The following is a 12,593-nucleotide window of genomic DNA, read 5'->3' on the forward strand; positions in this document are numbered from 1 at the left end:
TCCCCCGCATCCACCCCATGAGAAGTGCCGCCAGAAGCTGGCTGCCCATGGGCGATTCATTCCAGAAATTTTTTGATTGAGATCCTGATGCCACTGCCAAAATTACCGAGCAAGCCAGCCACCATCCTGGCCACCCAAGATTACCCAACCGCAGGCGCAGCGCGCCCGGCCACCAAAACCCCGGCAGCCAAGAAAGTGGCTGCACCGATCATTGAAGCGGCGATCGCCGAAGTTGCCAAGCCGGTCCGCAATGCGGCCACGAAGATCAAGCAAGTGGCGGCCCTGATGGTCGCCAAGCCGGCGCCTGCACCTGCGCCGGTTGCGGCCGCGCCTGCAGCCGTTGCCGCGCCTGCGGCGAAAGCCAAGCCGGCGGCAAAAGGCAAGGTCACGCCGATCAAGCCCATCAAGCAGGCAGAGCAGCCACATCCGGCCAAGCACAAGCCTGTGGAAGTGCAGCTCAAGTCATCGGCCAGCCGCGCCGCCGACCAGCGCGGCATCAGCAAGCTGTTCGTGCTCGACACGAACGTGCTGATGCACGATCCATCGTCGCTGTTCCGCTTCGAGGAACACGATGTGTACCTGCCGATGATGACCCTGGAAGAGCTGGACAACCATAAAAAGGGCATGACGGAAGTGGCGCGCAATGCACGCCAAGTTTCGCGCACCCTGGACGCCCTGATCAGCAACACGGACGACGACGCCATCGAACACGGCATCCTGCTGTCCAAGCTGGGCAACAAGGACGCCAAGGGCCGTCTGTTCTTCCAGACGCGTCTGCAAAGCGCCGACCTGCCGGCTGGCTTGCCAGTGGGCAAGGCCGACAACCAGATCCTGGCCGTCGTGCGCTCGCTGGAAGCAGAGCAGGAAGGCCGCCCCGTCGTGCTGGTGTCGAAAGACATCAACATGCGCATCAAGGCGCGCGCCCTGGGCTTGCCGGCCGAAGACTACTTCAACGACCATGTGCTGGAAGACACGGACTTGCTGTACTCGGGCATCGTGCAATTGCCGGACGACTTCTGGAACAAGCACGGCAAGGACATGGAATCCTGGCAGGAAAGCAAGAACGGCTACAGCTCGACGTTCTACCGCGTGACGGGTCCGTTCATCCCATCCTTGCTGGTCAACCAGTTCATCTACCTGGAACCGAAAAACGGCGAAACGCCATTCTACGGCCAGGTAAAACAGATCAACGGCAAGACGGCCGTGCTGCAAACCCTGCGCGACTTCAGCCACACGAAGAACAATGTGTGGGGCGTGACGGCGCGCAACCGCGAGCAGAACTTCGCGCTGAACTTGCTGATGAATCCGGAATGCGACTTCGTCACCCTGCTGGGCCAGGCCGGTACCGGCAAGACCCTGCTGGCCCTGGCCGCCGGCCTGGCGCAAGTGCTGGAAACCAAGCTCTACAATGAAATCATCGTCACCCGCGTGACGGTGCCGGTGGGCGAAGACATCGGTTTCCTGCCAGGCACGGAAGAAGAAAAGATGTCGCCATGGATGGGCGCCTTCGACGACAACCTGGAAGTGCTGAACAAGTCCGACTCCGATGGCGGCGAATGGGGCCGTGCGGCAACGCAAGACCTGATCCGCTCGCGCATCAAGATCAAGTCGCTCAACTTCATGCGCGGCCGCACGTTTGTGAACAAGTTCCTCATCATTGATGAAGCCCAGAACTTGACGCCGAAACAAGTCAAGACCCTCGTCACGCGCGCCGGTCCCGGCACGAAGATCCTGTGCCTGGGCAACATCGCACAGATCGACACGCCGTACCTGACGGAAGGCTCGAGCGGCCTGACCTACGTGGTCGACCGCTTCAAGGGCTGGACCCACAGCGGCCACGTCACCCTGGCCCGCGGCGAGCGTTCGCGCCTGGCCGATCACGCCAGCGAAGTGCTGTAACGTGCTGTAACTTATAGCGGGCAGCGCAAGCTGCCCAGTCATTCGAAAGCCCCGGCTGCAGCGATTGCGGCCGGGGCTTTTTTACGTGTGCCGCGCTTGGCTGATGCCCCGCAGGGCCATGCGTCCCGTGCAGCGGACTATATTCTGGATTTCAAGCGATGCTTTTTCAGACTCGAAAATAGATACGCAATGCAGTCATTGTTCATGTTCAGTAAGTCGCCAGACGGTCAGTCCATACAACGAGCCCAGATTGTCCATTTCCTCGTTCTGTTGATAACGACGCAGTTCCGGCACCACATCGAGCGACTGCCATAATCCAGCCTTGGGACAGGGATCGCCGGCCTTGGCGCGCAGTTCGTTGGGCGCGATCGGGGCGCTGCCTTCCGGCGCGTAATCCTTTCTGGCCTGCCTTGCGAAATCGACCAGGTCCTTGGGATAGAACTGCGCGCTGGCATAACTGCTGTCGTCGATGTCGAGCAAAAAAGTGATGGCTGCGGCTTCCCAGGACCAATAACCCCAGAACGAGATATCGCGCGTATGCGCATTGTAATAAGGCTCGCGCCGGCTGGCGTGGTACCAATCGTCCAAATACTCGGCCATCAAAGCTGGACGATCTTTTTCCGCTGCTGAAAAAATTTTCAATGTCTTAAAATATGGCAGATGCCGCAAACAAGAGTCGGGAGGTTCCGGTCTGCTACTGACAAAGAACCCGAGCATCCGCTCCAGCATCCCATCTTTTTGGTAATTATTAAAATCAATGATTGGCACCAGAAGTGGAATTGCATTATCCCAGCCCAATAAAATACCAAAACACATCATCCTATTTACACGATCAAAATCATTACCAGGTAATTCGAAATGTGGAAAACCTCTATCACTTTCTGATATTTGTCGAGAATCGTAAATCTCGTTATACTTGGCGTAGGATTCCCAATAACCCAGCACCTCAGGATAAAAATTTCTTATTTTTTTAATTTCGATACCGGCGCTATATTGAACAGAGAGAAAATCTATTGCATCCCAAGATCGCCTTCTTGTGGCGACCATTAGCTTTACAGGCTCAATCTTATTCAGATGAACTTGATTTTTATTAAGGCCATCACCCACAACATCAAAAGTTTCAACTATGTCGTCACACTTTTCCTTATAGATATCATAGGATAATAATTCCTCTCTCTTTTTCCGAGTAAAATTTCCGATATCAATAATTTTTCTCATAGATCATTTTTAATCCATTATTTATAATTTCGCCTTGTGAATATTCAAAGAAATTTCACAATTTATTGCCATCTCCGACATCAATACGGCCAAGCATTGGGAATCGACAGGCATTTATATTCGTTCAATAAAATTCTATATTGGCATTTTTGCAATGACGTACGATGGAAGATGGTCGCACAAGATTCAAAAAAAAGTCCTTACTCACAAAGTCATTGTTCGGTAAATCGCCAGACGGTCAGTCCATACACCGAGCCCAGATTGTCCATTTCCTCGTTCTGTTGATAACGACGCAGTTCCGGCACCACATCGAGCGACTGCCATAATCCAGCCTTCGGGCAGGGATCGCCGGCCTTGGCGCGCAGTTCCTTGGGCGCCATCGGGTCGCTGCCTTCCGGCGCGTAATCCTTTCTGGCCTGTCTTGCGAAATCGACCAGGTCCTTGGGATAGAACTGCGCGCTGGCATAACTGCTGTCGTCGATGTCGAGCAAAAAAGTGATGGCTGCGGCTTCCCAGGACCAATAACCCCAGAACGAGATATCGCGCGTATGCGCATCGTAATATGGCTCGCGCCGGCTGGCGTGGTACCAATCGTCCAAATACTCGGCCATCAAAGCTGGACGATCTTTTTCCGCTGCTGAAAAAATTTTCAATGTCTTAAAATATGGCAGATGCCGCAAACAAGAGTCGGGAGGTTCCGGTCTGCTACTGACAAAGAACCCGAGCAGCCGCTCCAGCATCCCATCTTTTTGGTAATTATTAAAATCAATGATTGGCACCAGAAGTGGAATTGCATTATCCCAGCCCAATAAAATACCAAAACACATCATCCTATTTACACGATCAAAATCATTACCAGGCAATTCGAAATGTGGAAAACCTCTATCACTTTCTGATATTTGTCGAGAATCGTAAATCTCGTTATACTTGGCGTAGGACTCCCAATAACTCAGCACCTCAGGATAAAAATTTCTTATTTTTTTAATTTCGATACCGGCGCTATATTGAACAGAGAGAAAATCTATTGCATCCCAAGATCGCCTTCTTGTGGCGACCATTAGCTTTACAGGCTCAATCTTATTCAGATGAACTTGATTTTTATTAAGGCCATCACCCACAACATCAAAAGTTTCAACTATGTCGTCACACTTTTCCTTATAGATATCATAGGATAATAATTCCTCTCTCTTTTTCCGAGTAAAATTTCCGATATCAATAATTTTTCTCATAGATCATTTTTAATCCATTATTTATAATTTCGCCTTGTGAATATTCAAAGAAATTTCACAATTTATTGCCATCTCCGACATCAATACGGCCAAGCATTGGGAATCGACAGGCATTTATATTCGTTCAATAAAATTCTATATTGGCATTTTTGCAATGACGTACGATGGAAGATGGTCGCACAAGATTCAAAAAAAAGTCCTTACTCACAAAGTCATTGTTCGGTAAATCGCCAGACGGTCAGTCCATACACCGAGCCCAGATTGTCCATTTCCTCGTTCTGTTGATAACGACGCAGTTCCGGCACCACATCGAGCGACTGCCATAATCCTGCCTTGGGACAGGGATCGCCGGCCTTGGCGCGCAGTTCCTTGGGCGCCATCGGGGCGCTGCCTTCCGGCGCGTAATCCTTTCTGGCCTGCCTTGCGAAATCGACCAAGTCCTTGGGATAGAACTGCGCGCTGGCATAACTGCTGTCGTCGATGTCGAGCAAAAAAGTGATGGCTGCGGCTTCCCAGGACCAATAACCCCAGAACGAGATATCGCGCGTATGCGCATCGTAATATGGCTCGCGCCGGCTGGCGTGGTACCAATCGTCCAAATACTCGGCCATCAAAGCTGGACAATCTTTTTCCGCGGCTGAAAAAATTTTCAATGTCTTAAAATATGGCAGATGCCGCACGCAATCATTCAAGGAAACAGATCGATTTTCGGAGTAATAGCTTAATATCCTCTCAATCATCCCATCTTTTTCGTGATTATTGAAATCTATAATTGGAATCAACTTCGAAATCAAACCACCCCAACCCAATAAAATTCCAAAACAAAGCATTCTATTTACTTTGTTATAGTCTTTTCCAGGCAATGCGAAATGAGGAAATCCACGGTCATTTTCATTTTTCCGACTATTGTCATATTCCTCATTATATCTCGCATATAGCTCCCAACACTCCAATGCCTCTGGGTAGCGTGATCTAATTTCATTTATACTATGCCCAGCACTGTACATATTTGCGAGATTATTAACGACAATCCATGCCTGCTCTTGAGTAGCCACCATGAAATTATATAAGGGGATTTTTCTTAATTTCTCATCTGACTGTCTAAAAGCCTTGCGCAATTTTTCAATACAGGTGATGAATCCTGTAAAATTTTCTTCGTAGACATCATGGGACAACAAATTCTCCCTCTTTTTTTTCGAAAAGTCAGCAGAACTTAATAATGCATTCATTCTTTACCTTTTTTATAATTCTTTTTGGCAAATCAAAAATTATTTGCACGTGATGTTCAGAGCCCCTTGATTTATTATGCAAACCCAGTTGGCGCCCGCCATGGCCGCCAGGCCGTGCTGGCCGCTGTCCTGCTCTTTGCTGATCGCCATGGCAGGCCGGCCGGTACCTGATTTTCTACGCGATGCTGGCCTGCAAGGCGGCGCTCAAGTTGTTATCCATCTAATGGACCGTGCGCACGATTAAAAAATGGCGTTCGTCATCGCTGTCCGCGTCGAATAACGCATGGCCGTGAAACGGGCGCCAGTCGTCGGTGCTGGCGGCGGTCAACAACTGCAGCAGGGCGGGTTGACCGATCAGCGTGCGCAGCGAGATGGCGGCGTCGGTGGACAGGGCCGCGATCTGAAACGCAACCCCCTGGCTGAGTCCTTCTTCGCCGCGCACGCATTCGGCAAGCAAGCGATTTTCGCCCTGTGGCGTGGTCAATTGCAGTAATCTGGTGCCTTGCGTGAAGTCCGTAAGCGGCGAAGCGAGCATCAGCGACTCCCAATAGGCGGTCTCGCGCCTGAAAATTACTAAATATGCATTTTTTCCTAAAGACATTACACCTCAGAATTATTTTTCTAGCAAGAGTGATTCGATTGACATGCGCGCTGCCGGGCAGGAGCTTTCCTGGCGCTATGTTCTAATACCAGGCTTTGACCATCCCAACTTTCCTGCAATGCATCCCATTCTCCCGTTGTTGCTCTGCGCCGCCCTCTTCATGCTCATCCACATTTCCGTCATGGCCGCGTGCGCTCGCGCATTCGGCATTACCGTGCGCAGCATCAGCTACGGCGTGGGACCTACCCTGCTGGCCGTGGGAAAGGTCCAGGTCAAGCTGCTGCCCCTGGCCGGCAACGTGGTGCTGAAGGATACGCGCGAGGAAACCTTGTATGACGACGATCCATGTCTTGACGCCTATAACTTCCAGCCGCTGTGGAAGCAGGTGCTGCTGCCATTGAGCGGCGTGGGGGTGCTGCTGGCCTTGTCGCTGGGCATCATGGGGGCGTCGGGCTGGGAGCGCTTTGTCGCTGCCTTCGGGCAGATCGTCCACGGTGCGCTGGCGCCGTTGTCGACGGCGCAGGCATTGCTGGGTGATGGGGAAACGTTTGCGCGCACGCACGGCTTTGCACTGGCGTTCGCCCTGTTCTCGTTGAAACTGTGCGCCTTCAACCTGCTGCCGTTTGCCGGTTTGAACGGGGGGCAGGCGCTGCTGGCCATCATGCGCGGCGGCAAGCCGTATGCGGCGTGGGAAGAGGCGGCGGTGAAGTGGCTGCTGCTGCCGGGGCTGGCGATCTTGCTGGCGTGGGTGGCGGCATTCGGCTGGTATGGCTGGAAAATCATGGCAGCCTAGGCCGCTGGCGCTATTATTTTTTTGGCACTTGTCGTATGCTCGCACCACCGTCTTGACGCCCTCGGCAAAGGAGCTGGCATTTTCTCGTTCGACACTTGCGGCACACGCCTGGCCCTGTGGGCCATTCGCGCCTACCAGCGCTACCTGTCGCCATGGAAAGGTTTTTCCTGCGCCTACCGCGTGCTGACGGGGCGCGACAGCTGCTCCGCCTATGGCTACCGGGTGATTGAACGTCATGGCTTGCGCACGGGCCTGCCCCTGTTGCAACGCCGCTTGCGCGCCTGCGGCGAACGGCATCGCCAACACCTCGCGCTGCATCCGCAAGTACGGCGCAGCGCGCGCCGCCAGGCACAGGCGGGGTATTGCGACTGCGACGTGCCCTGTGACCTGCCATCGATGAACTGCCTGGACAAGGCATGTGATACTGCTGATATCTTCGAGTGCTGCGACTGGCCACAGCGCAAGAAAAAAGACAATCGTCATTGAGGTGATGACGCGAATTTAAATTACAAATGAAATATTCATTCATGAAATGAATGATGCCCATTATCACTGTGAATTGGCTGGAAACGGGTCAGCGGCCTATACTCAAGCCGTCTCCCCTACACTGCTTCCCATGCACACCCTGCTCAGCCCGCATACCTCGCGGGCTTTTTGTTCCCGGCCATTGCCACTCCGTCTTACCCCTTTTAACGATCACCGGGCGCGCCGTTCCCCGCCAGCCCAGCTCCCCACAGGGAGCACCGCATGATCGTGCGCGAGCGTCCTTCGGCGCTGCGCTTGTTCCTCGTGGTGCGCGGTTCCGTCCTGCCGCGCATCCGCACCACGCTGATCGTCAATACCCTGATCGCCACCCTCGTCACCTGGTGCCACGGCACCCTGTTCGACCACAAGGTGATCCTCACGACCATCCCGTTCACCCTGATCGGCTTGCCGCTGGCCATCTTCCTGGGCTTTCGCAACACGGCCGCCTACGACCGCTACTGGGAAGCGCGCAAGCTGTGGGGCGAACTGGTCTTGCGCAGCCGGAATTTCTCGCGCCAGTGCCAGACGATGATACGCAGCGACACGCCGGCCCACGCCAGGCTGGGCCTGGAAGACGTGCGCGTGCGCATGATTTACCGCACCATCGCCTTTTGCCACGCCCTGCGCCACCAACTGCGCGACACGCGCGGGCCGGCCGATTTGCAGCCGCTGCTGCGTCCGGCCGAATGGGACGCGGCCTGCAAGGCATCGAATCCGTCCGACTACCTGATGCTGCAGATGGGCCACGACCTGGCCGACTGCGTCCGGCAAGGCCGCATCGACAGCATCCTCGCCACGCAGATCGATAATACGGTCTCGGCCATGGTGGGCGCAGGCGCTTCGTGCGAACGCATCCGCAGCACGCCGATTCCGTTTTCGTATTCGCTGCTGCTGCACCGCACGGCCTACCTGTACTGCTTCCTGCTGCCTTTCGGCCTCGTCGATTCGCTCGGTTTCATGACGCCCTTCGTCGTCGCCATCGTCGCGTACACCTTCTTTGGCCTCGATGCGCTGGGCGACGAGATCGAGGAACCGTTCGGCGAAGACGCCAACGATCTGCCGCTGTCGGCCATGTGCCGCGCCATCGAAATCAGCTTGCGCGAATCCGTGCAGGACGAGAACGTGCCGCCGCCCATGCAAGCCGACGATTTTCTGCTGCACTAAGCTTGACCTTACCATTGGGGTAAGGCTTACAGTGGACACACTTAACCATTCAAGGAGTGCTTGCCATGTACCAGTTACAAGTTGAAAACATGAGCTGCGGCCATTGCGTCGGCTCGGTCACGAAAGCGGTGCAAGGCGTCGACCCGCAAGCCCAGGTGCAGATCGACCTGGCCAGCAAGCGCGTCACGGTGGAATCACCGGCCGAACTGGGCGCCATCAGCGCGGCCATCGTGGAGGCGGGATTTCCCGTTACCAGCGCGCAATAAACAACACGCAAAGCGACACGCACACAGAACAGCCGGCCCTTGCGCCGGCTGTTTTTTATCCATCCAGTTCGGGATAATGGTGGAAAATGCCTTCCTCGTTGAAGGGTATCCTGCGCTTTGACTTCAGGTAGCGGGCAATGTTCGGCCGCGCCGCCACCATATCGTGCAGCGCAAACAAGGCGGGATACTGGGGCGCCAGGCGCGCCATGGCTTGCGGAAACGCATACTGCAGGCCGGCCAGCATCTGGAACAGCGACAGGTCGCCATACGTGAGTCTGGCCCCCACCAGATACTGGCCGCGGCTGTTCAGCAGCACTTGCGTGAAATAATCGAGAAACTTGGGCAAGCGCGTGGCGCGGAAATCCGCGCTGCGCAGCATGGCGGCCTGTTTTTGCTCTTCGTAATATTGATTCATCGACAGCGGATGGTGCGTGTCGTGCACTTCCGTCAGCCAGTCGGCCATCGTCAGCTGCAGCTGGTTCAGCCACAAACGGCCGCTTTCCGCGCGTGGCGCGAGGCCCAGGCGCCGGCCCAGATACAACAGGATATTCGTCGTCTGGCCGATCAGCACATCGCCATCGCGCAGCACGGGCGGCGCGTAGGCGGCCTGTGGCGTGCTGCCGCCATCGAGGCAGGCCAGCATCGCGGGAACGCCTTGCCCCTTGCGCTCAGGCAAGCGGGCGACGTCGCGGTAGTCGGCGCCCGCCTCTTCCAGGGCCAGACGGATGAATTCGCCACGCCCCTGTATCGTGGGCCAATAGTACAGTTCATACGCCATATCCACCTCCGTTGACTTACATCAAGGGCAACATGCTTTCGCTTCCTTGTCACCGGCCAGCCCCAGGCTTTGCAGGATGGGGCAATCGGGCTTGTCGTCGCCATGGCACGATTGCGCCAGGTGAGCCAGGGTATCGCGCATTTCCGTCAGTTCGGCGATGCGTTGATTCAAATCGGCGACATGGGCCAGCGCGATGCCTTTCACGTCCGCGCTGGCGCGCTGGTCGTTTTGCCACAGCGACAGCAGCTCGCGGATCTGCTCCAGCGAAAAACCCAAACCCCGCCCGCGCTTGATGAAACGCAGGGCATGCAAATCGTTCGGTGTGTAGATGCGGTAACCGGCGTCGCTGCGCGCGCTGGGTTTTAACAATGAAATACTCTCGTAGTAGCGTATCATTTTTGCCGATACGCCCGTCTCGCTTGCCGCCTGGCCGATATTCATCCTATGACTCCTTGGTATGCGCGCTGCGGGCTTTCCAGCGGCGCAGCAACAGGGCATTGCTGATCACGCTGACCGAACTGAAGGCCATCGCCGCGCCCGCCACCATGGGGTTGAGCAGGCCGAAGGCGGCCAAGGGAATGCCGATCAGGTTATAAATGAATGCCCAGAACAGATTCTGCCGTATCTTGCTGTAGGTGCGGCGCGAGATATCGATGGCGTCCGCCACCAGGGCCGGATCGCCGCGCATCAGGGTGATGCCGGCCGCATGCATGGCCACATCCGTGCCCGTCGACATGGCGATGCCCACGTCGGCGGCCGCCAGCGCGGGCGCATCGTTGATGCCGTCGCCCACCATGGCCACCTTCGCGCCCTCGCCTTTCAGCGCGACAATTTTAGCGGTTTTATCGGCCGGCAGCATTTTCGCCGCCACCGTGTCAATGCCCAGCAGCTTGCCGACGGCGTCCGCGCTGCCCTGGTTGTCCCCGGTCAGCATCACCGTCTGGATGCCCAGGCTGTGCAAGTGGGCAATGGCCGCCTGCGCGTTCGGCTTGACCTGGTCGGAAAAGGCGAACAAGCCCAGCAGTTCCGATCCCGACGCCAGCCACGAAATCGTGTTTCCCGTGTTTTCCAGCGACAAGGCCTGCTCCGCCAACGGCGTCATGTCCACGTGCAACTCCTGCATCAGCCGCGTGCTGCCCAGTTTCAGCTCCAGGCCATCGACCTGTGCTGCCAGGCCGCGGCCCGGCAAGGCCGACAGGGCCGTCGCGGGCAAGGGCTCGATGTGGCGCGCGCCAGCCGCATCGAGCACGGCCGTCGCCAGGCTGTGCTCACTGCCGCGCTGGATGCTGGCGGCCAGTTGCAACAGGCGGGCATCGTCGATGCCGTGCGCATGCAGGGCCGCCAGGGCAGGCTTGCCAATGGTCAAGGTGCCCGTCTTGTCGAACACGACGGTATTGACGGCGTGCGCCACTTCCAGCGCTTCCGCATCCTTGATCAAAATGCCGTAACGGGCAGCCACGCCCGTGCCGGCCATGATGGCCGTCGGCGTGGCCAGGCCCAGCGCGCAGGGGCAGGCGATGACGAGCACGGCCACGGCATTGATGATGGCGTTCTCCAGCTCGCCAGTGGCGAACCACCAGCCCAGCATGGTCAGCAGCGCCAGCACCAGCACCACGGGAACGAAGATCGCGCTGACCTTGTCGACCAGGTGCTGGATCGGCGCCTTGGCCGCCTGCGCATCTTCCACCAGACGGATGATACGCGACAAGGTCGTCTCGCCGCCCACGGCTTGCGTGCGCACCAGCAACAAGCCGTCGGCATTGATGGCGCCGCCCGTGACCTTGTCGCCCGGATGCTTATCGACCGGCAAGCTTTCGCCCGTGATCAAGGACTCATTGATCTGGCTGGCGCCTTCCACCACCACGCCATCGACGGCCACCCGCTCGCCGGGACGAATGACCACCAGGTCGCCCACTTTTACCTGTTCCACGGGCAAATCGATCTCCACGCCGTCGCGGCGCACGCGGGCTGATTCCGGACGCAAGACTTGCAGCGCGCGGATGGCCGAGGCCGTTTGGCGCTTGGCGCGGCTTTCCAGCCATTTTCCCAGCAGCACCAGGGTGATGACGACGGCCGACGCCTCGAAATACAAGTGCGGCAGCATTTCGCCCGCCGTCAGCCATTGGTAGACGGACAAGCCATACGCGGCGCTCGTGCCCAGCGCCACCAGCAAGTCCATATTGCCGCTGCCGGCGCGGGCCGCCTTCCAGCCGGCCTTGTAGAAACGCGCGCCAAAGTAAAACTGCACGGGTGTCGCCAGCGCGAATTGCAGCCAGCCGGGCAGCATCAGATGGATGCCGGCCCACTCGAGCAGCATCGGCAGCATCAAGGGGAAGGCCAGCACGGCCGCGAACGCCACTTTCATGCCATCGCGGTTCGGTGCGGCAGCGGGCGCGCTGGACTGGCTGGCGGCGGGCAGTTTGGCTACATAGCCGGCCTTGTCGATGGCGGCGATCAGGGTGCCCGCTTCCAGGCCGCCTGTCACCTTGATGCGCGCGCTTTCCGTGGCCAGGTTGACGCTGGCCGCCAGCACGCCTGGCACTTTCAGCAAGGCTTTTTCCACCCGGCCCACGCAAGAGGCGCACGTCATGCCGGCGATATTCAGGTCGATCTCGCGCTGCGCCACCGTGTAGCCGGCCTTTTCCACGGCCGCCTGCAAGGTGGCCAGGGGAATCGGCGTATCGGATGTGATTTTGGCCACTTCCGTGGCCAGGTTGACGCTGGCCTGGGTCACGCCGGGCACGGCGGCCAGGGCCTTTTCCACGCGGCCCACGCACGAGCCACAAGTCATGCCTTCGATGGCCAGCGCCTGCGCATGCGCGGCGGCGGGAGGGGGCGGACTGGAATTGGCGGGAGCGAGTGTACTCTGGTTCATGGCAGATCCTGTACGA

Annotated in this window: 12 protein-coding genes; 5 read left to right on the forward strand and 7 right to left on the reverse strand. The window is 57.1% G+C overall.

Translation table 11 applies throughout. From position 1 onward, the window contains the following. The first annotated feature begins 87 nt into the window (after positions 1-87). Positions 88-1,899: a PhoH family protein gene (locus tag P9875_RS22625; RefSeq protein ID WP_278316660.1), complete on the forward strand. Its 1,812-nt coding sequence runs from the start codon at positions 88-90 to the stop codon at positions 1,897-1,899. A gap of 195 nt (positions 1,900-2,094) precedes the next feature. On the opposite strand, the gene P9875_RS22630 is transcribed toward P9875_RS22625, so the two are convergent. The 4 genes from P9875_RS22630 to P9875_RS22645 all read right to left on the reverse strand — a co-directional run bounded on the left by P9875_RS22630 (position 2,095) and on the right by P9875_RS22645 (position 6,176). Further along, a complete protein-coding gene (locus P9875_RS22630; protein ID WP_278316661.1) occupies positions 2,095-3,117 on the reverse strand; it encodes a PoNe immunity protein domain-containing protein in 1,023 nt (340 codons plus the stop codon). Positions 3,118-3,329: 212 nt separating this feature from the next. Then, positions 3,330-4,346, reverse strand: a complete 1,017-nt coding sequence (locus P9875_RS22635) for a PoNe immunity protein domain-containing protein (RefSeq protein WP_278316662.1) — start codon at positions 4,344-4,346, stop codon at positions 3,330-3,332. A gap of 212 nt (positions 4,347-4,558) precedes the next feature. Continuing rightward, on the reverse strand, positions 4,559-5,575 hold the full coding sequence (locus tag P9875_RS22640; protein WP_225242075.1) for a PoNe immunity protein domain-containing protein: 1,017 nt from the start codon (positions 5,573-5,575) through the stop codon (positions 4,559-4,561). Between the two features lie 220 nt (positions 5,576-5,795). After that, the gene (locus P9875_RS22645; RefSeq protein WP_278316663.1) at positions 5,796-6,176 is read right to left on the reverse strand and encodes a hypothetical protein; all 381 of its coding nucleotides are present in this window, start codon (positions 6,174-6,176) and stop codon (positions 5,796-5,798) included. Between the two features lie 160 nt (positions 6,177-6,336). On the opposite strand from P9875_RS22645, the gene P9875_RS22650 reads away from it, so the two are divergent. The 4 genes from P9875_RS22650 (at position 6,337) to P9875_RS22665 (ending at position 8,924) form a co-directional block, all read left to right on the forward strand. Then, the gene (locus tag P9875_RS22650) at positions 6,337-6,969 is read left to right on the forward strand and encodes a site-2 protease family protein (protein WP_158300254.1); all 633 of its coding nucleotides are present in this window, start codon (positions 6,337-6,339) and stop codon (positions 6,967-6,969) included. Positions 6,970-6,990: 21 nt separating this feature from the next. Beyond that, complete coding sequence (gene yidD / locus P9875_RS22655) at positions 6,991-7,455, forward strand: membrane protein insertion efficiency factor YidD (RefSeq protein ID WP_217916806.1); 465 nt, start codon at positions 6,991-6,993, stop codon at positions 7,453-7,455. A 261-nt stretch (positions 7,456-7,716) separates the two neighbouring features. Further along, positions 7,717-8,658 carry a bestrophin family protein gene (locus P9875_RS22660; RefSeq protein ID WP_176389569.1) on the forward strand — a complete coding sequence of 314 codons (942 nt, stop codon included), beginning with the start codon at positions 7,717-7,719 and terminating at the stop codon, positions 8,656-8,658. A 65-nt stretch (positions 8,659-8,723) separates the two neighbouring features. Beyond that, positions 8,724-8,924: a heavy-metal-associated domain-containing protein gene (locus tag P9875_RS22665; RefSeq protein WP_278316664.1), complete on the forward strand. Its 201-nt coding sequence runs from the start codon at positions 8,724-8,726 to the stop codon at positions 8,922-8,924. 55 nt (positions 8,925-8,979) lie between these two features. Here the strand turns inward: P9875_RS22665 and P9875_RS22670 are convergent, their stop codons facing one another. The 3 genes from P9875_RS22670 to P9875_RS22680 are packed head-to-tail and all read right to left on the reverse strand — an operon-like array spanning position 8,980 to position 12,577. Further along, positions 8,980-9,702, reverse strand: coding sequence for a glutathione S-transferase (locus tag P9875_RS22670; protein WP_278316665.1), 723 nt, complete (start codon positions 9,700-9,702; stop codon positions 8,980-8,982). A gap of 21 nt (positions 9,703-9,723) precedes the next feature. Continuing rightward, the gene (gene cueR / locus P9875_RS22675) at positions 9,724-10,143 is read right to left on the reverse strand and encodes a Cu(I)-responsive transcriptional regulator (RefSeq protein ID WP_035821007.1); all 420 of its coding nucleotides are present in this window, start codon (positions 10,141-10,143) and stop codon (positions 9,724-9,726) included. Between the two features lies 1 nt (position 10,144). Continuing rightward, positions 10,145-12,577: a heavy metal translocating P-type ATPase gene (locus P9875_RS22680; protein WP_278316666.1), complete on the reverse strand. Its 2,433-nt coding sequence runs from the start codon at positions 12,575-12,577 to the stop codon at positions 10,145-10,147. Positions 12,578-12,593 lie beyond the last annotated feature (16 nt).

It is taken from the genome of Janthinobacterium rivuli, from assembly GCF_029690045.1.
GTDB classification, from domain to species: Bacteria; Pseudomonadota; Gammaproteobacteria; order Burkholderiales; family Burkholderiaceae_D; genus Janthinobacterium; species Janthinobacterium rivuli.